This is a genomic window from Streptomyces sp. ISL-99, assembly GCF_018614005.1.
Taxonomy (GTDB): Bacteria; Actinomycetota; Actinomycetes; order Streptomycetales; family Streptomycetaceae; genus Streptomyces; species Streptomyces flavidovirens.
Map to the genome: position 1 here is coordinate 117,208 of NZ_JAGGPC010000019.1, position 22,906 is coordinate 140,113.

The window sequence follows — 22,906 nt, forward strand, 5'->3', positions numbered from 1 at the left end:
CGCACGGGTCAGCGTGCGCTCGCCACGACCGGGTAGTGGTCGGACAGGTTCGTGTACGTGTACTGCTTGCCCCAGCTGGAGACGGTCCAGGGCGCGCTCCGCTCCTTGATCACCTCGTTCGTCCAGCCCTCGGGCCTGGCGTGCCCGGCGCGGTGCAGGACGTAGTCGAGGTCCTCGCGCGGATCGTCCGGGTAGCGCTCGGAGGCGATCGAGTTGTCCGCGGTGTCGAAGGAGTACGGGTGACCGGTGCGCGCGTCGGCGCCGGTCAGGCCGCCGTCGGCGAGCATCGAGGCGTACTCGGGGCTGTGCGAGTCGACATTGAGGTCGCCCGCCACGACCACCTGCTCCGAGGCGGGGATGTTCTTGCCGTCGAGGAAGGCGTCGATCGCCTTGAACTGCCGGCTGCGCATCTGGGCGGCCTCGCCCGCGCCGCAGCCCGGATCTGTGGACTGCGCGTGCGTGCCGACGACGTGTACCTTCGCGCCGCTGACGTCCAGTACGGCGTACACGAAGCCCTTGTTGGAGTAGCAGTCGGCGCCGCACGCGTCCTTGTAGACGTACTGCTCCTTGCGGACGACCGGCCACTTGCTGAGCACCGTGACCCCGCCGTCCTCGGGAGTCGTGGCGGAGTACGACCCGCCGGTCGCGTCCCACCCGGTCTTGCCGCGGCCCATGACCGGCGTCTGGTACGGGTACTGCGCCGCGGCGTTGCTCTTCAGCGCGTCGGAGGCGCCGTTGTCGAAGGCCTCCTGGAGCACGACGACGTCGTTGCCCTGGAAGAAGGAGGCCGCGGGTATGGCTTTGGCGCGGTGGTCCTGGCCCCAGTTGGGGTAAAGGTTTTTGCTGAAGAGGAAGGCGTTGTACGACAGCACCTTCAGCGACGGCACCTCGGCGGATGCGGATGCGGATGCGGAGGCGCCGGCCGGGGTCACCGGGGCCGCGGAGGCGGACGGGGCGGTCGTGGCAAGTGTGGCGACCGCCAGTACGGTGGCCAGGGCTGCGCCAGGGGTACGGCGGAGCGCGGAGTGCGGCACTGGGACTCCCGTTTCGGGTGGGGGGTAAGGATCGGCGCGGCACATCCAACCAGCCGGAGTTACCTTCCGGTAGCCATTGGGCGGCGAATGACTTGCCGGGAGCTCACCATCACCCCAACTCCCGTTACGAGCCGGGTTGGTGCACCTGTGCGAACGGGTAGGTCCCGAGCATGAATACGCAGTTGTTGCCGATGAACATAGGCCCCCTCAATCCGCGCGCTGTACGAGTCCGCGCTGGCCGACGCCCGGCACGCCGCCGCGAGGACCCGCCAGCAGGCGCACGAGGAGGGCGTCGCCCTGATCACCGCCGCCCGCGCGGACGGCATGCGCGTACGGGAACAGATCCTCACCGACGGTGCCGCGGTCATCGCTGCCGAACGGGCCACCGCCGAGGCCGCACTCCGCCCGTACGTCGACGATCTGGCGCGGGAACTGGCCGGCCGGGTCCTGGGCGAGCCCCTGCCCGCCTCGGCAGCCGACCACCGGCCGTAACGGGTCCTTGCGCATACTGGAGGCATGAAGATCAGTGGGCAGGACCCCGTACCGCCTCCGCCAGGCGGCGTCCTGTGGACGGTCGCCGGTGATGTGCGGGCGCTGCTCATGCTGCCCGCCGCGCTCACCCTGCAGGTCGCGCGCCCGGCCGTCGGCGCGGGCGTCGACCAGCACTCGGTCTTCCGTACGGACCCGTGGGGACGCGGCGAACGGTCGCTGCGCTCCGTGCAGCTGTGGGTGTACGGGGGAGAGGCGGGCGCCGAGGAGGGCCGCAGGCTCCGGCAGCTCCACAAGACCATCCAGGGCACCGACGCGCACGGCCGTCCCTACCACGCGCTCGACCCGGCCCACTACTCCTGGGTCCATGCCACCGGCTTCCCCTGCTACCAGCACGCGCTGCGCTATCTCTTCCGGCCGCTCACCGAGGCGCAGGAACGGCAGCTGTACGCGGAGTGGCTCCAGGTAGGCCGGATACTCGGGATCAACGACCGGGACATGCCGCAGACCGTCGAGGAGTTCTGGCCGTACTTCCGCAAGACGCTGGCCGACGAGGTGGAAGCGACCGTGGTGGTGCGGGAACTGATCGCCACCGACAGCCCGGTGCCCGCCCCCGGCCGAGGACCGCTTCCGGTACGTCTGGCCCTGCGCGCCCTGTGGCCGCTTCTGTTGCCGCCACTGGCCCGCTTCAGGGCGTTCCTCACCGTCGGCTACCTGCCGCCGGACGCGCGCGAGGCGCTGGGGCTGGAGTGGAGCGACGCACAGGAGCGCAGGCTGCGCCGGTTCAGTCGCGTCGTACGCACCCTGGTGCCACTGCTGCCCGAGCGGCTGCGCTATCTGCCCCTGGCGCGCGAGGCCAGGGCGCGGCACCGGAACGAGGTCGCCGACGGCAACCGAGAGCGCTCTCAGTAATCCCCTCGGAGCATGCTCCCACCTGCCCGTGCCCGTCAACAGTTGAACGCACGGCGGTCTGCCGCGCCTCCAACTGCCGTTTGTGTCAGACGTATTGACACTTGTGTTTCAGAAGTTTTACGTTCCCTGACATCTGAGAGCGCTCTCGGACGCCCTTCCCCCACGATTTCGAGGTGCCGTCCATGCCAGCTCCTCCCTTCAGAACCGCGTCCGCGCTGATCCTTGTCTCCGCTCTGACCGCCCTCGGCCTCGGCTCGGCCGCCGCTCCCGCAGCCGCCGCCACCGTCCCCGTCGGGTCGGGCAGTTACTCCGACGTCCGCCCCGCCGGGACATCGGGCCCCACCACCAACACCGGCACACCCGTCACCCCCAAGCTCACCCCGGCCGCGAAGGACAAGCCGCTCCCCACCAACGACTGGTGGTCCTCCCTGGCCTTCCAGCGGTACGGCGACAACCCGCACTCCACGCCCATGTACGGCCACCCGCTCACCTACCAGGCCACAGCCGCGGGCCTCGAAGTCGGCTACCCGACCACCCCCGCCGTCGTCGGCGACGGCCGCCAGTACGAGTACGCCCACAAGCGTGACCTCACGCTCGGCCTGACCGGCCTCAACTCGCCCGACACCAAGGCCGACGACTGGTCCGACTGGACCGTCACCCCGTACTGGTCCGACGGCGCCCGCACCCTGCGCACCACGATCGGCCACGGCATGCCCTTCGTGTACGCCAAGGGCTCGGGCGGCAGCGCGCAGATCACCACCGCCGCCGCGCCCACCGTCTTCGCCGACCAGGGCAACGTCCTCGGCATCACCGTCGCGGGCCACCACTACGCGCTCTTCGCGCCGACCGGCAGCGACTGGAACATCGCCGGATCCACCCTCACCGCGGGCCTGGGCGCCAAGGACTACTTCTCGCTCGCCGTACTGCCTTCCCCCGACGCCCTCGCGACGTACAAGAAGTACGCGTACAGCTTCGTCACCGGCTCCAGGGCGAGCTGGAACACCACCGGCGGCACGGTGAAGGCGACGTACACCCTCACCACCGAGGCGAAAGAGGGCAGCGAGAGGGGCACGCTGCAGGCCCTCTACCGCCACCAGTGGCTGCACACCTCCGACCCGCTCACCCCGTACACGTACGTCTCACCGCGCGGCACGATGAAGGTCCGCGAGGGCGCCTCCTTCACCACGAGCCAGCGGGCCTCCGGCGTGCTGCCCGCCCTGCCGCAGTCGAGCGGTGTCGACAAGGCCAGGCTCAGGGGCTATCTGAACGAGGCCGCGAACGCCGCCGACCCGTTCTCCGGCGCCACCGACACGTACTGGACCGGCAAGGCGCTGGGCCGCCTCGCCCAGCTGGTACCCGTCGCGGACCAGATCGGTGAGACCGCTGTCCGCGACAAGCTGCTCGGCCTGATGAAGGGCCGCCTCCAGGACTGGTTCACGGCGGGCGGAGCCAACGAATTCTCGTACGACAAGACCTGGAAGACGCTCACCGGCTACCCGGCGTCGTACGGCAGCGACACCGAGCTCAACGACCACCACTTCCACTACAGCTACTACGTCTACGCGGCCGCGATCGTCGCCCAGTACGACCAGGCCTGGGCCGCCGACTCCGCCTGGGGCGGCATGGTCAAGACGCTGGTCCGCGACGCGGCGAACCCCAGCCGCACCGACACCGCCTTCCCCTTCCTGCGCGGCTTCGACGTCTACGCGGGCCACAGCTGGGCCTCCGGTCACCAGGGCTTCGCCGCGGGCAACAGCCAGGAGTCCTCCTCGGAGTCCACCAACCTCAGCGCCGGCCTGGTCCTGTGGGGCGCGGCGACCGGTGACACGGCCCTGCGCGACCTCGGCACGTACCTCCTGACCACCGAGTCCGAGGCGATCGCGCAGTACTGGTTCGACGCCGACGAGCAGGTCTTCCCGTCCTCCTTCGGCCACGACACGGTCGGCATGGTGTGGGGGAGCGGTGGGGCGTACGCCACCTGGTGGACGGCCAACCGCGAGGAGATCCACGGCATCAACGTCCTCCCGGTGACCGGCGGTTCACTGCACCTGGGCGGCGAGAAGGACGCCATCCGGCGCAACCTCGCCGAGATGGAACGCGAGAACGGCGGACCCGCCGTCGAATGGCGCGACATCCTCTGGGAGTTCCAGTCACTGGCCGACCCGGCCGCCGCCAAGGCCAAGTGGGACGCGGGCCACGCCGCCTACACCCCCGAGCAGGGCGAGTCCAAGGCGCACACCTACCACTGGATCAGCACCCTCGACACGCTCGGCGCGCCCGCCGCGACGGTGAGCGGTGACATCCCGACCTCCGCCGTCTTCACCAAGGGCACGGTACGGACGTACGCCGCCCACAACCACACCTCCACCGCCCGCACCGTGACCTTCTCCGACGGCGGGAAGCTCACCGTCCCCGCCCGCTCGACCGCGACGGGCACCGGCACCGGAGGCACCGACCCGGACCCTGACCCGGAGCCGCCCACAGGCAACACCTTCCAACTGCGCACCGGAGGCTCCCTCACCACCACCACCGGGACCACCGCGGCCACCGACACCATCGCCTCGGCGGGCGGCGCCAACCACGACGGCACCCCGCACCAGCCGCTGACGTACACGGCCAAGGGCGTCAACGGCACGCTCAAGTCCGGTACGCCGACGGCCTTCCGCCTCCAGGTCGACGCGGGCACGACGGTCGGCCTCGGCCAGCAGACCCGCGTCAGCTACGACCTGACGGGCGACGGCACGTACGACCGGACGGAGACGTACAACTACTTCGCGACCGACCCGGTGGCGGGCTGGGAGGAGTACACGCAGGCGCGCGGCCTCAAGTCGGCGACCGGTTCGCTCGGCGACCTCAAGGGCGGCACCGTACGCCTCGAAGTGTGGAGCGCCATCGGCAACGGCACGGCGAAACTCCGCACGGGAACGGGCGATTCGGTCCTGGTGATTCCCTTCCAGTGACCGGAACGCACCCCCCACGCGGCGGGCCCCGGCCGCTCAGGCCGAGGCCCGCCGCACCAACTCGGTCGGCATGATCACCGAGGCAGGCGCGCCCACTTGCCGGCCGTCGCCGCCCTCGCTCAGGACCCGCGTCAGCAGCCTGACCATCAGCCGCCCCATTCCCTCGATGTCCTGGCGGACCGTGGTCAGCGAAGGCTTCGCCGACTCGGCGACCGTCACCATGTCGTCGAAGCCGACGACCGCCACCTGATCCGGCACCCGCCGCCCCCGCTCCCGCAGGACCCGCAGAGCACCCGCCGCCATCAGGTCGTTCGCGGCGAAGACGGCATCCAGATCCGGCCTGCGCTCCAGCAGCTCCGCCATCGCGCGCGCACCGCTGTCCTCCGTGAAGTCGCCCTGTGCGGTCAGCGCGGGATCGGCGTCGAACAGTACGTCGCGGTAGCCGTCGGCGCGGTCGATGGCGGACGTCTGGTCGCGGGGGCCCGCGATGTGCGCGATACGTTCACGGCCCAGGCCGACGAGATGGCGTACGGCCGTACGGGCTCCGCCCCGGTTGTCGCAGTCGACGTACGGGACCGCCGCCGCCCCGGCGCCGGGCCGGCCGCCGAAGACGGTCGGGACCTTGGCGCGGCGGATGAGGGCGGGCAGTCCGTCGTGGTTGTGCAGCGAGAAGGCGAGCGCGCCGTCGACGTGACCGCCCGCGAGGTAGCGGGCGATCCGGTCGTAGTCGCCGGGGCCCTCCACCCACAGCAGCACCAACTGTGCGTCGTTAGCGGTCAGTTCCCTGCTGATGCCGCGCACCTGCTGCTCGAAGAAGGGGTCCGAGAAGATCCGGAACTCTGGTTCGGCGATGATCACGGCGACCGCACCGCTCTGCCGTGTGACGAGGGACCTGGCCGCCTGGTTGGGGACGTACCCCAACTCCTCGACCGCCTCCCGCACTTTGTCGGCCAGTGGCTGCCGGACACCCGCACCACCGTTGACGACACGGGAAGCCGTGGCGCGGGAGACTCCGGCGCGGGCGGCGACGGCTTCGAGGGTGGGGCGGGAACCGGGGGACTGCTCGGGCAAGGGGGGCGCTCCTCGACGGCTCGGGGGAGAGGGCTGCTGGGACGGACAGTATCCGCCGGCCCGCCCCCTTGAGAGCGCTTTCATCCACTCACGCGAATGACGCCGCCCCCCTCACGAGGGGAGCGGCGTACCACCGTCAGCGGTGTGCGTGCTCGTGGACCGTGTTCGTCGCGGCGATCTTCTTCCACGACTTGGGCTGCACGGGCTTCGCGCTTTCCCCGGTGCCCTCACCCGCGTCCGAGCGCGCGATCCGGGACTCGGCCGCGGTCGGTGCGTCCGGCTTCGACGGCTCGTACAGCCAGGTGTCGAACAGCTCGGCGAGCGGCTTGCCCGAGACCTTCTCGGCGTACTTCACGAAGTCGCTGACACTCGCGTTGCCGTGGGCGAACGTGGCCGGCCACCCCTTGAGGATCTTGAAGAAGTCCTCGTCACCGACCTCGTTGCGCAGCGCCTGCACGGCCAGCGCGCCCCGGTCGTAGACGGCGACGTGGAACTGGTTGTCCGGCCCCGGGTCGCCCGGCGCGACCGTCCAGAACGGATCGTCGGCCGCGCGCGTCCCGTACACGTAGTCGGCGAGCTCCTGCGCCGTGCCCTCGCCCTCCTTCTCGGACCACAGCCACTGGCTGTAGCGGGCGAAGCCCTCGTTGATCCAGATGTCCTTCCAGCCCTTGACGGCGACGCTGTCGCCGTACCACTGGTGGGCCATCTCATGGACGACGACCGAGATGTTCGCGCCGTTCGCGAACTGCCGCGGGCTGTAGAACGGCCGGGTCTGCGTCTCCAGGGCGTAGCCGCTGGTCACGTTCGGGACGTAACCGCCGAGCGCGTTGAAGGGGTACGGGCCGAAGACCTCGGTCAGGTACTCGGCGACCTCGGCGGTCCGCTCGATGCTGGCGCGCGCGGCCCCGGCGTTGTCACCGAGGTCCTTGCTGTACGCGTTGAACACCGGCAGCCCGTCGGCGGTCCTGTCCGTCGTGATGTCGAACCTGCCGACCGCGAGCGTGGTGAGATAGCTGGCCTGCGGCTTGTTCGAGCGCCAGTTGTAGCGGGTCCACCCGAGCTTCGAGCTCTGCGACTGGAGTACGCCGTTGCTGATGGCCTGCGTGCCGTCCGGCACCGAAACAGACACGTCGTACGTCGCCTTGTCCAGCGGGTGGTCGTTGCTCGGGAACCACCAGACGGCCGAGTCGGGCTCCTGGGCGGCGACGCCGCCGTCCGGGGTGCGGTGCCAGGCGGTGTAGCCGCCGATCTTCAGCTCGGACGGCTTCCCGGCGTAACGGACGACGACCGAGAGGGCCCGGCCCTTCTCCAGCGGAACCGCGGGGGTGACAACGAGCTCCTGGTCCCCCTCCTTGGAGAACTTCGCCTTCTTCCCATTGACCCGCACCTCACTCACACCCAGACCGAAGTCGAGGTTGAAACGCGAGAGGTTCTGCTCGGTGGTGGCGAGGATCGTCGCCGTACCCTCCAGCAGGTCGGTCCTGGGCTGGTACTTCAGGCGGAGGTCGTAATGCGAAACGTCGTATCCGCCATTGCCGCTGGCCGGGTAGTAGGGGTCGCCGATGCCCGGTGCACCCGGTCCAAAATTTGCGGCCGATGCCGGGATCGCCAGCAGGAGTGAGGCCGCCAGCACGCCGGGGGCGAGAAGTCTGCGGTGCACGAATGCTCCAAGTGGTCAGTCCGAAGGATCTGTTCGCACCCTATTCAGCCCACGCGCCACCAGTCATGTCCATGGTCGCTCCTGTCACGCAACTGCCATCCGGCCGAAACGAGCCCCAGGCCTGCCCCCTTTTGCACGGGAGTTGACCGGAGTACTTTCCATGCCCATGCCTATACCTGCGCGGGGATCCCGCTTGAAGTGGCGAAGGCTCGTACCGGCGGCCACGGCTGCCCTGATGGCGGTGGCGCTGACCCCGGCGGGCGCCCAGGGCGCCGCGACCGGCCCCAAGGAGAGCAGACCGGTCTACTCGTACGACAAGGCGATTCGCGAAGCCGTCTGGGTCGACACCAGAATCGACGGCGACGCGGACGGCAGGACCGACCGGGTGGCCGTCGACATCGTCCGCCCCAGGGAGCCGGCCCAACAGGGCCGCAAAATTCCCGTCATCATGGACGCCAGCCCGTACTACTCCTGCTGCGGGCGCGGCAACGAGAGCCAGAAGAAGACGTACGACGCGAACGGCAACCCGGTCCAGTTCCCGCTCTACTACGACAACTACTTCGTGCCCCGCGGCTACGCCTTCGTCGCCGTCGACCTCGCCGGAACCAACCGCTCCGACGGCTGTGTGGACGTGGGCGGCCACTCCGACATCCAGTCCGCGAAGGCGGTCGTCGACTGGCTGAACGGCCGCGGCAAGGCGTACACCAGCCGCACCGGCAGCGAGCGCGCCAAGGCCGGCTGGACCACCGGCAACACCGGAATGATCGGCAAGAGTTACGACGGCACCATCGCCAACGGCGTCGCGGCGACCGGCGTGGAGGGCCTCAGGACGATCGTCCCGATCGGCGCGATCTCCTCCTGGTACGACTACTACTTCGCCCAGGGCGCCCCCCTCTACGACAGCGGCCCCGAGTGGCTGTCCGACTACGTCGAGAGCCCCGAAGCCCGCACCCGCTGCCAGGCCGTGCAGAAGCGCCTGGTCGACGAGGCCCCGCGCAACGGCGACTTCACCCGCCTGTGGGCCGAGCGCGACTACGTACCGGACGCGGACAACGTGAAGGCCAGCGTCTTCGCCGTACACGGCATGCAGGACCTCAACGTCCGCGCCAAGCACTTCGGCCAGTGGTGGGACGCCCTCGCCGACGCCGGCGTCGACCGCAAGATCTGGCTGTCACAGACCGGCCACGTCGACCCGTTCGACTTCCGCCGCGGAGACTGGGTGAGGACTTTGCACCGCTGGTTCGACCATGAACTCCTCGGCTTCGACAACGGCATCGACCGCGAGCCGATGGCCGACATCGAGCGCGCCCCCGACCAGTGGTCCACGGACAAGGTCTGGCCGCCCCGCTCCACCGACGCCACCAGCCTGCGCCCGGGCAAGGGCTCCGCGCCCGGCGTCGGCACTCTCTCCCTGAAGCCCGCCGCGCCCGGCGCCACGGAGACCTTCACCGACGACCCGAAGCTCGGCGAAAGCGACTGGGCCGCCCGGATCGACGAATCCACCCCCTCCAAAGCCGGGTTCACCACCAAGCCGCTCACCCGCGACCTGCGCCTGTCCGGCTCCTCCAAGGTGACGATCACCGCGACACCCTCCACCTCCACCGCGCACCTCTCCGCGGTCCTCGTCGACCTCGGCCCCGACACGATCCGCGACTACACCGCCTCGGGTGAAGGCATCACCACACTCACCCACCGCACCTGCTGGGGCCCGAGCACCACCGGTGACAGCTCCTGCTTCAAGGAGACGAAGGCCCGAACCGCGAACGTCGACTACACCGTCTTCAGCCGTGGCTGGGCCGACCTCGGCACCTACGCCGACGCTGGCAAGGGCCGCCCGCTCACACCGGGCAAGCGCTACACGATCACCCTGGACCTCCACGCCTCCGACCACGTCGTGCCCGCCGGGCACCGTCTCGCGCTGATCGTCGGCGGCACCGACGCGGGCCTCATCGACCCGCCCTCGACCACCCCGACCCTCGGCATCGACCTGTCCCGTACGGCCGCGGAGCTGCCGGTCGTCGGCGGCGCGAAGGCATTCGCCCGCGCCACCGCCGGCTCGCGCGTCTCCACCCCGCCGGGCGCCCGCCTCGACGGCGTGGCCGAACCGCGCTCCATCCGCCCGATCCCGGGAGCCACCCGCTGATGCACACGCGTATCCGGCCCCTCATCATCGGCGCCGCCGCAGCGGCCCTCATCGCACCACTGGCCACCACTACGGCCCAGGCGACCCCGGCCCCGCCCCGTACCGGCTTCGAGGCGACCGACGGCGCCCGCTGGACGACCCAGCCCGAGGAACAGACCTTCCTGACCACGGTCGACCGCGCCACCAACCGCGTCACGATGTCCACGATCGGCACTACCGACGAGGGCCGCCCGCTCCAACTCGTACGCATAGCGGCCCAACGACACACCTCCAGCACTGTCCTGCTGATCTGCTCCCAACACGGCGACGAACCGTCAGGACGAGAAGCCTGCCTGACGACCGTCCGGGACCTCGCCTACGCCAAGGACAAGCAAACTCTCGACTTCCTCGCCCGCACCACGGTCCTCGTCATCCCCACCGCCAACCCCGACGGCCGCGCGGCGAACACCCGTACCAACTCCGACAACGTCGACATCAACCGCGACCACATCGCCCTCAAAACAGCCGAGGCCCGGGCGATGGCCGCCGTCATCCGTGACCACCGGCCCGACATCGTCTACGACCTGCACGAGTACGGCGCCACCCCGCCGTACTACGACAAGGACCTGCTGTCCCTCTGGCCCCGCAACCCGAACACGCACCACCAGGTGCACGCGGAGGCCCACACCCTGTCCGAGAGCTATGTACGCCCCCACGCCGAGGACGCCGGCTTCAGCAGCGGCATCTACGGCATCTGGACGGACCCGGTGACGGGCGAGCCGGTCAAACAGGTGGCGGGCGACGGCCAGGAGCGCATCCTGCGCAACACGGCCGGAATCAAGCACTCGGTAGGCCTCCTGGTGGAAACCCGGGTAGACGCTCTCACCGAGCAGGAAAAGAAGAGCCCCGCCCTCAACAAGAAGCGCCGCGTGGACACCCAACTGGCAGCGCTCACCGGCGCGTTGGCCTTCGCGGACGAGCGCCGCGAACGTATTAGGGCCGCCACCGCCCGCGCACGCCTGGAGGGCTTCGCGGACCGTGGCCCGGTCTACCTGGGTGGCGCCGACAACGACCCGGCCACCCCCGCCGAGACCATCCAGAATCCCCCCTGCGGCTACCACCTCTCGCCGGCGCAGTACGCGGAAGTAGGAGACGAACTGGCACTGCACGGCATCACCTCGCACCGGAACTCCGAGGGCGCGTACGTACCGCTGCGCCAGTCCCAGCGAAACCTGGCCGCCCTCCTGCTCGACGACCGTGCGGCGTACCACCTCACGACCGGGAGGCCCGACACCACCTGTTAGAGAGTTGTGACGTGCAACACATGTGGTAGGGGGTACGGGAGAGCGAAATCAGGCTCCGTGATTCCCGAAAGGTGCCGCTTGTGTCGCACGAACAGGAACCGGCTCAACGGCTTCGGCTGCCGGTGAGGGCGGCTCTCCCGGGCCGCCACCCGCACGAGGACGAGACGCCCCGGACCGACCGGGTGGTGTTCGGCGTGACGGCCGTTCTCACCCTCGCGTTCGTGATCTGGGGCATCGTCTTCACCAAGGCGCTGGAGACTGTCTCCGACACGTTGCTGAGCGGCCTGATCCACAACGGCGGCTGGGCCTTCGTCCTGGCCGCCTCCGGATTCGTCGTCTTCGCTCTCTGGCTCGCCGTCAGCCGCTACGGCAGGATCCAGCTCGGCCAGGAACACGAAGAACCCGAATTCCGCACCGTCTCCTGGGTCGCGATGATGTTCAGCGCCGGTATGGGCATCGGCCTGATGTTCTACGGCGTGAGCGAGCCGCTCGCGCACTACGTCACCCCGCCGCCCGGCACCGATCCCGCCGACTCGGCGGACGCCATGCAGACGGCCCTGGCCACCACGCTCTTCCACTGGACCCTCCACCCCTGGGCGATCTACGCGGTGGTGGGCCTCGCCATCGCGTACAGCACCTTCCGGCGCCGCAGGCGGCAGACCATCAGCGCCGTCTTCGTGCCGCTGATCGGCCAGAAGCGCGCGGACGGCACCCCCGGCCGGGTGATCGACATCCTCGCGATCTTCGCCACCCTCTTCGGCTCCGCCACCTCCCTCGGCCTGGGCGCCCTGCAGATCGGCAGCGGATTCCGGGAACTGGGCTGGATGGAGAAAGCAGGCACCGGACTCCTGATCTCCATCATCGGAGTCCTCACAGCCGCCTTCGTCTTCTCCGCCGTCTCCGGCGTCGAGAAGGGCATTCAGTGGCTGTCCAACACCAACATGGTCCTGGCCGTGATCCTGGCGGTCTTCGTCTTCATCGCGGGCCCGACCATCATCGTCCTCGACCTCCTGCCCACCTCCCTCGCCGCCTACATCGACGAACTCCCGCAGCTGGCAGGCCGTACCGAGGCGGCGACCGGTGGCGGCGACGTAGCCGACTGGCTGAGCAGCTGGACGGTCTTCTACTGGGCCTGGTGGATTTCATGGACGCCGTTCGTCGGCATGTTCATCGCCCGCATCAGCCGCGGCCGTACGATCCGTCAGTTCGTGGGCGGTGTCATCCTCGTCCCCAGCAGCGTCAGCCTGGTCTGGTTCGCCGTTTTCGGCGGTACGGCGATGAAACTCCAGGAGCGCGACCAGCTCGGAGACGCGTCGACACCCGAGGGCCAGCTCTTCGGCGTACTCCAGCAATTCCCGATCGCGAGCGTCATGAGCCTCCTGGTCATGATCCTCGTCGGCATCTTCTTCATCTCAGGGGCCGACGCCGCGTCGATCGTGATGGGCACGCTCTCCCAGCGGGGCACCTTCGAACCGGCCCGTTTCGTCGTCATCTTCTGGGGCGTGGTGACCGGCGCGGTGGCGGCGGTCATGCTGCTCGTGGGCGACGGCAAGGGGGACGCGCTGGCCGGCCTCCAGAACCTCACCATCCTTGTGGCGGCACCTTTCGTACTCGTCATGGTGGGCATGTGCCTGGCCCTCATGCGCGACCTGCGCCAGGACCCGCTGATCGTCCGCGGGGAGCTGGCCGAGGAGGCGGTGGAGAGCGCCGTGATCGCGGGCCACGAGAAGTACGCAGGTGAGTTCGAGATCCGCATCGGCCCCGGCACCCCGGAGGACGGCACCGACCAGGACAAGCAGCACCCCTGACGGGACGAGCCCGGCACCGTCTCGCGCTCCGAGGTGCCGGGCGGGGACGTGCGGGGGCGCTCCCCGCAGGGTGTCGAACGCAACCCCCGAGAACGAACCAGCACCTACCCGAACGTTCGATACCCGAGGAGACGCCCCGGCGCGGCCCCCCCCCCCCGCCCCCCCCCCCCCCCCCCCGCGCCCACCCCGGCCACCCGCCCCTCAACCCCCCACCAGCCGCGCCGCCTCCCGCGCGCAGCCCCACGCGACCGTGACCCCCGCCCCGCCGTGCCCGTAGTTGTGCACGCACAACGCGCCGGACGCCAGCCGCTCCGCCCCCAGCCGTACGCCTCCGTCGCGCGCGGGCCGCAGCCCGACCCGGTGCTCAAGCACCTGCGCCCCCGCCACCTCCGGCCGAACCCACGCGCACCGCTCCACGATCGCCCGCGCAACCGCAGGATCGGGCTCCTGCTCCCACTGGTCCTCCTGGGCGGTCCCGCCGAGGACCAGCCCGTACGGCTGAGGAAACAGATAAACCGAATCCGTGCCACCAGTCGCCCCCACGTACCACTCCTCGACCCCAGGGTTCTCCACGACGACCAACTGTCCCCGCACCGGCCGCACTCCACCATCGGGCACCAGCTCCCGCGCTCCCATCCCGGTGCAGTTGACGACGGCGTGCCCAGCGGAGGGCGCCGCCTCCGCCAGCCGCGTCACGCCGCGCAGCTCCACCACACCTCCCGCCGCCTCCAGCCTGCGCCGCAGGTACCGAAGATGTGCCGGCATGTCGATCAGCGGCAGGACAGCGCGCAAGCCGTCCGAACCATCGGTCAACCCCGCCACCCCCGCACCCCACGCGCCGAGCCCGGCCAGCGTGGTGCCCGCCATGACCCCGGCCACGAGCCGCACACCCGTGTCCTCGGGCGTACGGGCGAGCTCCTCGTAAACCCGCAGCGAGTCCAGTGACCAGTCGCCCACCAGTTCCTCGGGTTCGACGCGGTACGGCCACCACAGCGCGCCCGCCACCGCCGAGCAGGTCCGTTCCGCCGGCTCCCTGCTCCACACCCGCACCGACCAGCCACTTTCCGCGAGGACGACAGCAGTGGCCAGCCCTGCCACCCCGCTGCCCACCACTACCACTTCACCGCTCATGACCGGACGCTAACGCCAATCCGCGCTGCTGTGCTCACATCACGTCATAGGTGGGGATACTCAGGACATGTCTGCCGACTACGTGACTTTCGGGCTGGCTCCGGCCATGCGGGCCGGTGGTGTTCTCATCAACGGGGACTACCAAGTGCACCGCGATTTCATGGACTTCATCATCGACGGCCACCCGCTGCTCCACCAGCTCTCCGACCTCGACGCGGTCAGCCCCCTTGCCTCCGACGTACCGCCCGCCATCTTCACGGCCCAGGTACGCAGCCTGCTGCTGGAAGCGGACGCGCCCCTCCCGGCAGGCCGGTACGTCATCTACGGCTGCCCCGAGTGCGAAAGCCTGGAATGCGGCGCGGTGACCGCCGTGATCGAGCGGGTGGGGGACGACTTCGTCTGGCGGGACTTCGCCTGGCAGACGGACGAGACCGCGGACCTGGACCTGAACGGCTACCACGGGATAGGCCCGTTCCGCTTCCGCGGCCAGGAGTACCGCACGGCACTGGAGCAGCTGCTCGTGGCCGGTGACGAGGAGCCGCCGCCCCGCCGCCGCGTCCTGCTGATCGGCGCGCGCGTCGACGTCCTGGCGAAACTGGCCGCCGCCCTGCGCACGATCAACATCGGCGCGGACATCACCAGCGACGCCGCCGACGTCCCGCCCGACGAGCTGCGGGCGTACGGAGCGGTGGCCTTCGGCAGGGCGGTCGACGAGCACACGCGCGCCACCACGCGGGCCGCGTTCGAGCGAGCGGGTGCCGAGGTCGCCTACGTGGACGGCCTGGCCCCGATCGTCCCTCTCCTCGTGGCCCAGCTGGAGGCCGCCCTGGACCGCAGCCCACCGGAGCGGCGCCGCCTCACGCGGCTGGTGGCGGTGGAGGGCGAGGCGGGGGTCGAGGTGACGTCCACCTGCCGGGTACAGCTGATCGCGTACCGCCTGGACCGGCTGTACCGGACGCACACCCACGAGGTCTTCCATGACGTGCTGGAACCGGGGAAGCACCGGATCCCGCTGGACGCCCGGGCGACGAAGGGCCAGTCGTTCATCGTGGCCCGCACCACGGGAGCGGTACTGGTGACCCGGATGATCCACTGACACCTACGCACCCACGCGGACGGCCCGCCGCCACCCACGCCAACGGCTCGCCGCCACCCACGCCGACGGCTCGCCGCCACCCAGGCGGTCAGCCCGCCGCCACCCACGCGGTCGGCTCCATGGCAACCCACCCACACCGCTGCCGGTCGGCCAGTCCCGCGCGCTCGGTAGGATCGTGGCCTGATGACTGCCACTCTCGTCGCCAAAGATCTCGCCGCAGGCCACGGCGACCGCACCCTCTTCTCCGGGCTCGACCTCGTAGTCGCCCCCGGCGACGTGATCGGCCTCGTCGGCGTGAACGGCGCGGGCAAGTCCACACTGCTGCGCCTCCTCGCCGGGCTCGAAACCCCCGAGGAGGGCCAGCTGCGGCTCTCGCCGCCCACCGCCACCGTGGGGCATCTCCCGCAGGAGCCCGAGCGCCGCGACGGCGAGACGGTACGGGCCTTCCTGGCCCGGCGTACCGGAGTGGCGGCCGCCCAGAGCGCCCTCGACGAGGCCACTCAGGCGCTCGTCGACGAGACCCCCGGTGCGGACGACGCGTACTCGGACAGCCTCGACCGCTGGCTCGACCTGGGCGGCGCGGACCTCGACGAGCGCGCCGAGGAGGTAGCCGCGAGCCTCGGCCTGACAGTCGGTCTCGACCAGCCGATGACAGCCCTCTCCGGCGGCCAGGCGGCCCGCGCGGGCCTGGCTTCCCTCCTCCTCTCCCGTTACGACGTGTTCCTCCTCGACGAGCCCACGAACGACCTGGACCTGGACGGCCTGGAGCGCCTGGAGCGCTTCGTCTCCGGCCTTCGCGCGGGCACGGTCGTCATCAGCCACGACCGGGAGTTCCTCACCCGCACCGTCACCAAGGTCCTCGAGCTGGACCTCGCCCAGCAGCAGATCAAGCTCTACGGCGGCGGTTACGCCGCGTACCTGGAGGAGCGCGAGACCGCGCGCCGCCACGCCCGCGAGGACTTCGACGAGTACGCCGACAAGAAGACCGCGCTCGAAGGCCGGGCCCAGATGCAGCGCGGCTGGATGGACAAGGGCGTCAGGAACGCCCGCCGCAAGGCCACCGACAGCGACAAGCTCGGCCGCAACCTCCGCAGTGAGGCGAGCGAGAAGCAGGCGGCCAAGGCACGCCAGACGCAGCGCATGATCGAACGCCTCGACGTCGTCGAAGAGCCCCGCAAGGAGTGGGAGCTGCGCATGGAGATCGCGGCGGCCCCCCGCTCCGGCGCGGTGGTCGCCACACTGCGCGACGCGACAGTGCGGCGCGGCGACTTCTCCTTCGGCCCGGCGTCGCTCCAGATCGACTGGGCCGACCGCGTCGCGATCACCGGAGCCAACGGCGCGGGCAAGTCCACGCTGCTGGCCGCCCTCCTCGGCCGCCTCCCGCTGGACGAGGGCCACGCGGCGCTCGGCCCGGGTGTCGTGGTCGGCGAGGTCGACCAGGCCCGCGGCCTCTTCTACGGCTCCGAGTCGCTCCTCGACGCCTTCTGCGCGGCGGTCCCCGACACGGAACCGGCGGAAGTACGCACCCTCCTGGCCAAGTTCGGCCTGCGCGCCGACCACGTACTGCGCCCCGCCACCACGCTCTCCCCGGGGGAGCGGACCCGCGCCGCGCTCGCGCTGCTCCAGGGCAGGGGCGTGAACCTGCTCGTCCTCGACGAGCCGACGAACCACCTGGACCTGACGGCGATCGAGCAGCTGGAGTCCGCACTGGACTCGTACGAGGGCACGCTGCTGCTGGTCACGCACGACCGCCGGATGCTGGACGCGGTCCGTACGACCCGCCGCGTCGAGGTCGCGGACGGCAAGGTCACCGAACTCTGACGCGGGCGCCGGGCGTAAGCCACCGGCGCCCCGGTCGGGAAGGGGCGGGTCGGGCGAAGCCCCGAAGCGGAACCCGCACCGCACCCGCCCCACCCGACCCCGTCAGCCCCGCTTCGGATCCGTAAGCCCGGCCCGCCGCAACGCATCCGCCATCGCGCTGTTGGCCGGCGCGGGCGCCTGCCGCGAAGCTCCGCCGCCACCACGGCGCTCACCGCTGCCGCCACCACCGCGACGCTCGCGGCCACCCTGTCGCTGCGCCGGCGGACGGCCGCCAGAGCTGCTCCGCTCCCGCTTCCCCTCACCGGAAGACGCCGTCGCCACGTCGTCATCCAGCCGCAGCGTCAACGAGATCCGCTTACGCGGAATGTCGACGTCCATGACCTTGACCTTGACCACGTCACCCGGCTTCACCACATCCCGCGGGTCCTTGACGAAGGTCTTCGACAGCGCGGACACATGCACCAGCCCGTCCTGATGGACCCCCACATCCACGAACGCCCCGAACGCGGCGACATTCGTCACCACGCCCTCCAGGATCATCCCGGCCGCCAGGTCGCCGATCTTCTCGACGCCTTCCTTGAAGGTCGCGGTCTTGAACGCGGGCCGCGGGTCGCGCCCCGGCTTCTCCAGCTCCTTGAGAATGTCCGACACGGTCGGCAGCCCGAACGTGTCGTTCACGAAGTCAGCGGCCCGCAGGGACCGCAGCACAGCCGTGTTCCCGATGAGCGTCCCGACCCCGCTCCCCGCCGTCTTCACCATCGCCCGCACCACCGGATACGCCTCGGGGTGCACGCTCGACGCGTCCAGCGGATCGTCGCCGCCCCGGATGCGCAGGAAGCCCGCACACTGCTCGTACGCCTTGGGGCCGAGCCGTGCCACGTCCTTCAGCCCCTTCCGCGACCGGAACGGACCATGCGCGTCACGGTGCGCCACGATGTTCTCCGCGAGCCCGGAGCTGATGCCCGAGACCCGCGAAAGCAGCGGCGCGGAGGCGGTATTGACGTCGACGCCCACCCCGTTCACACAGTCCTCGACCACCGCGTCCAGCGAGCGCGACAGCTTCACTTCCGCCAGATCGTGCTGGTACTGCCCGACCCCGATCGACTTCGGGTCGATCTTCACCAGCTCGGCCAGCGGATCCTGGAGCCGCCGCGCGATGGACACGGCGCCGCGCAGCGACACATCCATGTCCGGAAGCTCCTGCGAGGCGAAGGCCGAGGCCGAGTACACGGACGCACCCGCCTCCGAGACCATCACCTTCGTCAGCTTCAGCTCGGGGTGCTTCTCGCACAGCTCACCGGCGAGCTTGTCGGTTTCACGGGAAGCCGTACCGTTCCCGATGGCCACAAGCTCGACAGCGTGCTCCTTGGCGAGCCGGGCCAGCGTCGCCAGTGACTCGTCCCACTTGTTCCGGGGCACGTGCGGGTAGATCACATCGGTCGCGACGACCTTGCCCGTCGCATCCACCACAGCGACCTTCACGCCCGTACGGAAACCGGGATCGAGCCCGAGCGTCGCCCGCGTCCCGGCCGGCGCTGCCAGCAGCAGATCGCGCAGGTTCGTCGCGAAGACGCGTACCGCCTCGTCCTCAGCCGCCGTACGCAGCCGCAGCCGCAGGTCGATGCCGAGGTGCACCAGAATCCGGGTCCGCCACGCCCAGCGCACCGTGTCGCCGAGCCATTTGTCGCCGGGGCGGCCCTGGTTGGAGATCCCGAAGCGCCGGGCGACCATGTTCTCGTACGTGGAAGGCCCGGCGGCCTCCGAAGGCTCCTCGGGCTCCAGGACCAGATCCAGTACGTCTTCCTTCTCGCCCCGCAGCATGGCGAGCACCCGGTGCGACGGCAGCGCGGTGAAGGCCTCGGCGAAGTCGAAGTAGTCGGCGAACTTGGCGCCGGCCTCCTCCTTCCCCTCCCGTACCTTCGCGACCAGCCGCCCGCGCGACCACATGCGCTCACGCAGCTCACCGATCAGATCGGCGTCCTCCGAGAAGGTCTCGGTGAGAATCGAACGCGCACCGTCCAGAGCGGCCTGCGCGTCGGCCACGCCCTCCTCGGAGTCCACGAACGCGGCGGCGGCCGCCAGCGGCTCCACCGAGGGGTCGGCCAGCAGGCCCTGGGCCAGCGGTTCGAGTCCCGCCTCGCGCGCGATCTGCGCCTTCGTCCGGCGCTTGGGCTTGAACGGCAGGTAGATGTCTTCCAGCCGGGCCTTGGTGTCGGCGGCCCGGATGCGCGCCTCCAGGGCCTCGTCCAGCTTGCCCTGTTCGCGTACGGACTCCAGGATCGCGGTCCGCCGCTCCTCCAGCTCCCGCAGATAACGCAGCCGCTCCTCGAGGGTGCGCAGCTGCGCGTCGTCGAGCATCTCGGTCGCTTCCTTGCGGTAGCGAGCGATGAACGGCACGGTCGAGCCGCCGTCGAGCAATTCGACGGCGGCTCGGACCTGCCGCTCCTTTACGCCGAGTTCCTCGGCGATCCTGCCTTCGATGGACGTCGTCACGATGTTCCCGACTCGCCTTCTCCTGCGGGCTGTGCTTGAGCCTGCATTGTGCAGGGTCGTCGGGTCCCGTGTCGCGCGCGCCCCGGCCGGGCCGTCAGGCGCGGCGCGCTCGCCCGCCGCCGCGGGACGCGGTGCTCGACGCCCCTCCGAAGAGCTTGGCGACCAGCCGGAAGGGCAAGGTCACTACCGTCGCGATGGCCGAGCCGATCATCCGGAGTCCATCTGCAATCGCACGCAACACGTTGTACCTCCTGCTGTCTCGGTGCCGGACACACATTGCGTTGTCCGACACAGCACGGGTGTCCGTCATCGCGCCGCGCAAACGCCCCGCTCAGCGGGCAATGTCACGTGCCGGGTCACTTGCCGGTGAGATCGTCGGGGAACGCGCCGGCCCCCAGCGCGACTCCGAGGAAGCCGCGGCCGAGCTCCGTGAGCCGCTCGGTGCCCTCGGCGCCCAGGTGCTCGTACGGCGCCGCGTCGAGCCGGTCCGTCGCTTCCTCCAGCTCGGCGCGCAGCGCCGTGCCCGCCTCGGTCAACTCGCCTTCCCCGTTCAGGAGGCCGCGCTCCCGCAGCCGTTCCGAGGCCGCATCCCAGTCCGTACGGCGCCAGCCGCGCGTCGCCAGCGTCCAGCGCGGTGACATGCCCTTGCCGGTCGCCGTGTGGCTGACCAGCGCCTCCAGCGGGTCGAGCCCGGCGGCGAGCAGCGCCGCCAGGTGACCGTCGCCGCGGTGCTCGCGCAGCAGCGTCGCGGCATGCCAGTAGGCGAGGTGGGGCCGCTCCGGTACGGGCAGGTCGGCGTGGGCGGCGTACAGCGGGCGCGCGTGGCGGGTGCATGCCTCGGCGGCGCGCAGGGCGAGCCCGGCTGCTTCGGCCATCTCGTCGGAGGCGACGGCCTCCTCGCCGAGCAGCCTGCGCAGGGTGGTGTCGACGGCGCGCAGCCGCGCTTCGAGTACGACGCCGGGCGACGCGATGCTCCACACCTCGGGGACGTGGCGCGCGACGAGGTCGTGGTTGAAGTTGAAGAAGGCGGCGGTGATCACGCCGGCACCGACCGCCCCCATGGCGGCGCCGCGGCCCGCGAAGTAGGCGGCCCTGCCGTCTTCGATGCCCACCCCCGCCAGCTCCTTCGTGAAGTCCGGGGAGAAGTACACGGTCGAGTGCAGCGGATTGAGGACGTTGTGGCAGCGGCGGCCGGCGCGCGCGGGCAGAGAGGTCATGTCCGTATGCTACCGACTGGTCAGTACGCCGGGAAGTGTCGGGGCCCCGTGGCAGTAAAGGTGGGGTACTCGTCATTGCGGACACGCGCGGGCGTCCCGAAGGATGGGCGCATGACGCAGCGATCCGTACGGTCCGTGCTCGTCGTTCTGTTCGACGACGTGCAGAGCCTGGACGTAACCGGCCCGGTGGAGGTCTTCGCAGGCGCGGCCAGTCAGGCCGCGGAGGGCCGGGCCGGCGGGGGCCCGGACGACGCGTACCGCATCCGCACGGCCTCGCTCGACGGCTCTCCCGTCCGCACCTCCAGCGGGCTCACCCTCGTCCCCGACGCGGCCCTCACCGACGAACCCGCGCCCCACACCCTCCTCGTCCCCGGCGGCCAGGGCACCCGCGACCCCGACCCGCGCCTGATCGACTGGCTGCGCGAGAACGCCCCGCGCGCCGAGCGCCTCGTCAGCGTCTGTACGGGAGCGCTGCTGCTCGCCGCGGCCGGACTCCTCGACGGCCGCCGCGCCACCACGCACTGGGGGGTCAGCGACCACCTGGCCCGCACCTACCCGGCGGTCGAGGTCGACCCGGACCCCATCTTCGTCCGCGACGGGAACGTGGCGACCTCGGCCGGCGTCACGGCGGGCATCGACCTGGCACTGGCGCTCGTCGAGGAGGACCTGGGCAGGGACATCGCCCTCACCGTCGCCCGCCACCTCGTGGTCTTCCTCCGCCGCCCCGGAAACCAGGCCCAGTTCAGCGCCCAGCTCACCGCCCAGACCGCGCAGCGCGAACCCCTGCGCGAGGTCCAGCAGTGGATCACCGAGCACCCCGGGGACGACCTGTCGGTCGAGTCGCTGGCAGCCCGCGCCAGCCTCTCGCCCCGCCACTTCGCCCGCGCCTTCCAGTCCGAGACCGGCACGACTCCCGGCAAGTACGTCGAGCGAGTACGCCTCGAACACGCGCGGCGGCTCCTGGAGGACTCCAGGGACGGCATCGAGGAGATCTCCCGGACCTGCGGCTACGGCACACCCGAGGCGATGCGCCGCGCCTTCGTGAAGAGCCTCGGCACATCACCGGCGGAGTACCGCCGCCGTTTCCACGCCCCCGCGCAGCCCGCGCGACAGCAACCCACCCACTGAGAGGACCACCCATGCAGATCGCCGTTCTGCTCTACGACCGCTTCACCACGCTCGACGCCGTCGGGCCCTACGAGCTGCTCGCCCGGCTGCCCGGTGCCGAGACGGTGTTCGTCGCGAAGGAGGCCGGTCAGATCCGTAACGACCAGGGCAGCCTCGCCCTCGTCGCCGACCGGCTGCTCGCCGAGGTGACCCGCCCCGACATCGTTCTGGTGCCCGGCGGCCCCGGCTCCAGGCAGGCCATGCGCGACGAGACGATCCTGGACTGGCTGCGTACGGCCGACGCCACCAGCACCTGGACCACATCCGTATGCACCGGCTCACTGGTCCTCGCGGGCGCCGGACTCCTCAAGGGCCGCCGCGCCACGACGCACTGGCTCTCACTGGACGACCTGAGGTCCCTCGGCGCCGAACCGACCGGCGAGCGCGTCGTCTTCGACGGGAAGTACGTCACGGCCGCGGGCGTCTCGTCCGGCATCGACATGGCACTCCACCTGCTCGGACGGATCGGCGGGGACGCCGTCGCACAGACCGTGCAGCTGCTCACGGAGTACGACCCCCAGCCGCCGTATGACGCCGGCTCACCGGAGAAGGCCCCGGCCGAGATCGTCGCGTACTGGCGTGGTCAGGCGGACAAGGTCCTGACCGTCCAGGACTGAACGG

The 22,906-nt window shown here is 70.6% G+C and carries 17 protein-coding genes; 10 read left to right on the top strand and 7 right to left on the bottom strand.

Features of this window, described 5'->3' with window-relative positions; genetic code table 11:
* Positions 1-8: 8 nt before the first annotated feature.
* Positions 9-1,034 (bottom strand): sphingomyelin phosphodiesterase, encoded by a 1,026-nt coding sequence (gene sph, locus J7E91_RS11620; RefSeq protein ID WP_214901645.1) that lies wholly within the window; start codon positions 1,032-1,034, stop codon positions 9-11.
* 234 nt (positions 1,035-1,268) lie between these two features.
* Here sph and J7E91_RS11625 point away from each other — a divergent pair, with 234 nt between their 5' ends.
* From J7E91_RS11625 to J7E91_RS11635, 3 genes are all read left to right on the top strand, one after another.
* A complete protein-coding gene (locus J7E91_RS11625) occupies positions 1,269-1,526 on the top strand; it encodes a hypothetical protein (protein WP_251015537.1) in 258 nt (85 codons plus the stop codon).
* A 24-nt stretch (positions 1,527-1,550) separates the two neighbouring features.
* Positions 1,551-2,435 (top strand): oxygenase MpaB family protein, encoded by an 885-nt coding sequence (locus tag J7E91_RS11630; RefSeq protein ID WP_214901647.1) that lies wholly within the window; start codon positions 1,551-1,553, stop codon positions 2,433-2,435.
* A gap of 182 nt (positions 2,436-2,617) precedes the next feature.
* Positions 2,618-5,395 carry a glycosyl hydrolase gene (locus J7E91_RS11635; protein WP_214901649.1) on the top strand — a complete coding sequence of 926 codons (2,778 nt, stop codon included), beginning with the start codon at positions 2,618-2,620 and terminating at the stop codon, positions 5,393-5,395.
* A gap of 36 nt (positions 5,396-5,431) precedes the next feature.
* On the opposite strand, the gene J7E91_RS11640 is transcribed toward J7E91_RS11635, so the two are convergent.
* Together J7E91_RS11640 and J7E91_RS11645 are read right to left on the bottom strand one after the other, a co-directional pair.
* The gene (locus J7E91_RS11640) at positions 5,432-6,466 is read right to left on the bottom strand and encodes a LacI family DNA-binding transcriptional regulator (protein WP_214901651.1); all 1,035 of its coding nucleotides are present in this window, start codon (positions 6,464-6,466) and stop codon (positions 5,432-5,434) included.
* A 136-nt stretch (positions 6,467-6,602) separates the two neighbouring features.
* Entirely contained in the window at positions 6,603-8,126 is a 1,524-nt protein-coding gene (locus J7E91_RS11645) for a M1 family metallopeptidase (RefSeq protein WP_214901652.1), read from the bottom strand.
* Between the two features lie 235 nt (positions 8,127-8,361).
* On the opposite strand from J7E91_RS11645, the gene J7E91_RS11650 reads away from it, so the two are divergent.
* The 3 genes from J7E91_RS11650 (at position 8,362) to J7E91_RS11660 (ending at position 13,360) form a co-directional block, all read left to right on the top strand.
* Positions 8,362-10,269, top strand: coding sequence for a Xaa-Pro dipeptidyl-peptidase (locus J7E91_RS11650; protein WP_374224672.1), 1,908 nt, complete (start codon positions 8,362-8,364; stop codon positions 10,267-10,269).
* The gene (locus J7E91_RS11655; RefSeq protein ID WP_214901656.1) at positions 10,269-11,552 is read left to right on the top strand and encodes a M14 family metallocarboxypeptidase; all 1,284 of its coding nucleotides are present in this window, start codon (positions 10,269-10,271) and stop codon (positions 11,550-11,552) included. Before J7E91_RS11650 ends, J7E91_RS11655 begins: the two co-directional genes overlap by 1 nt.
* Positions 11,553-11,623: 71 nt before the next feature.
* Entirely contained in the window at positions 11,624-13,360 is a 1,737-nt protein-coding gene (locus J7E91_RS11660; protein ID WP_374224670.1) for a BCCT family transporter, read from the top strand.
* Positions 13,361-13,561: 201 nt separating this feature from the next.
* On the opposite strand, the gene J7E91_RS11665 is transcribed toward J7E91_RS11660, so the two are convergent.
* The gene (locus J7E91_RS11665) at positions 13,562-14,491 is read right to left on the bottom strand and encodes an FAD-binding oxidoreductase (protein ID WP_214901660.1); all 930 of its coding nucleotides are present in this window, start codon (positions 14,489-14,491) and stop codon (positions 13,562-13,564) included.
* A 67-nt stretch (positions 14,492-14,558) separates the two neighbouring features.
* On the opposite strand from J7E91_RS11665, the gene J7E91_RS11670 reads away from it, so the two are divergent.
* Together J7E91_RS11670 and J7E91_RS11675 are read left to right on the top strand one after the other, a co-directional pair.
* Positions 14,559-15,587: an oxidoreductase gene (locus tag J7E91_RS11670; RefSeq protein ID WP_214901662.1), complete on the top strand. Its 1,029-nt coding sequence runs from the start codon at positions 14,559-14,561 to the stop codon at positions 15,585-15,587.
* Between the two features lie 183 nt (positions 15,588-15,770).
* Entirely contained in the window at positions 15,771-17,408 is a 1,638-nt protein-coding gene (locus J7E91_RS11675) for an ABC-F family ATP-binding cassette domain-containing protein (protein WP_214901664.1), read from the top strand.
* A 102-nt stretch (positions 17,409-17,510) separates the two neighbouring features.
* Here J7E91_RS11675 and J7E91_RS11680 read toward each other — a convergent pair whose 3' ends face one another.
* The 3 genes from J7E91_RS11680 to J7E91_RS11685 all read right to left on the bottom strand — a co-directional run bounded on the left by J7E91_RS11680 (position 17,511) and on the right by J7E91_RS11685 (position 21,118).
* Entirely contained in the window at positions 17,511-19,901 is a 2,391-nt protein-coding gene (locus tag J7E91_RS11680; protein WP_214901666.1) for a Tex family protein, read from the bottom strand.
* A gap of 94 nt (positions 19,902-19,995) precedes the next feature.
* Entirely contained in the window at positions 19,996-20,142 is a 147-nt protein-coding gene (locus tag J7E91_RS35835) for an LPFR motif small protein (RefSeq protein ID WP_167367988.1), read from the bottom strand.
* A gap of 115 nt (positions 20,143-20,257) precedes the next feature.
* The gene (locus J7E91_RS11685) at positions 20,258-21,118 is read right to left on the bottom strand and encodes a hypothetical protein (protein WP_214901669.1); all 861 of its coding nucleotides are present in this window, start codon (positions 21,116-21,118) and stop codon (positions 20,258-20,260) included.
* 111 nt (positions 21,119-21,229) lie between these two features.
* Between J7E91_RS11685 and J7E91_RS11690 the strand changes: the two genes are divergently transcribed.
* Complete coding sequence (locus J7E91_RS11690) at positions 21,230-22,246, top strand: GlxA family transcriptional regulator (RefSeq protein WP_214901671.1); 1,017 nt, start codon at positions 21,230-21,232, stop codon at positions 22,244-22,246.
* Positions 22,247-22,257: 11 nt separating this feature from the next.
* The gene (locus J7E91_RS11695; protein WP_214901673.1) at positions 22,258-22,902 is read left to right on the top strand and encodes a DJ-1/PfpI family protein; all 645 of its coding nucleotides are present in this window, start codon (positions 22,258-22,260) and stop codon (positions 22,900-22,902) included.
* Positions 22,903-22,906: the final 4 nt, after the last annotated feature.

Coding starts and splice junctions, on each gene's coding strand:
- J7E91_RS11665 (WP_214901660.1), bottom strand. CDS start 14,491: ATGAGCGGTGAAGTGGTAGTGGTGGGCAGCGGGGTGGCAGGGCTGGCC.
- J7E91_RS11650 (WP_374224672.1), top strand. CDS start 8,362: ATGGCGGTGGCGCTGACCCCGGCGGGCGCCCAGGGCGCCGCGACCGGC.
- J7E91_RS11685 (WP_214901669.1), bottom strand. CDS start 21,118: ATGACCTCTCTGCCCGCGCGCGCCGGCCGCCGCTGCCACAACGTCCTC.
- J7E91_RS11675 (WP_214901664.1), top strand. CDS start 15,771: ATGACTGCCACTCTCGTCGCCAAAGATCTCGCCGCAGGCCACGGCGAC.
- J7E91_RS11695 (WP_214901673.1), top strand. CDS start 22,258: ATGCAGATCGCCGTTCTGCTCTACGACCGCTTCACCACGCTCGACGCC.
- J7E91_RS11635 (WP_214901649.1), top strand. CDS start 2,618: ATGCCAGCTCCTCCCTTCAGAACCGCGTCCGCGCTGATCCTTGTCTCC.
- J7E91_RS11670 (WP_214901662.1), top strand. CDS start 14,559: ATGTCTGCCGACTACGTGACTTTCGGGCTGGCTCCGGCCATGCGGGCC.
- J7E91_RS11690 (WP_214901671.1), top strand. CDS start 21,230: ATGACGCAGCGATCCGTACGGTCCGTGCTCGTCGTTCTGTTCGACGAC.
- J7E91_RS11630 (WP_214901647.1), top strand. CDS start 1,551: ATGAAGATCAGTGGGCAGGACCCCGTACCGCCTCCGCCAGGCGGCGTC.
- J7E91_RS11655 (WP_214901656.1), top strand. CDS start 10,269: ATGCACACGCGTATCCGGCCCCTCATCATCGGCGCCGCCGCAGCGGCC.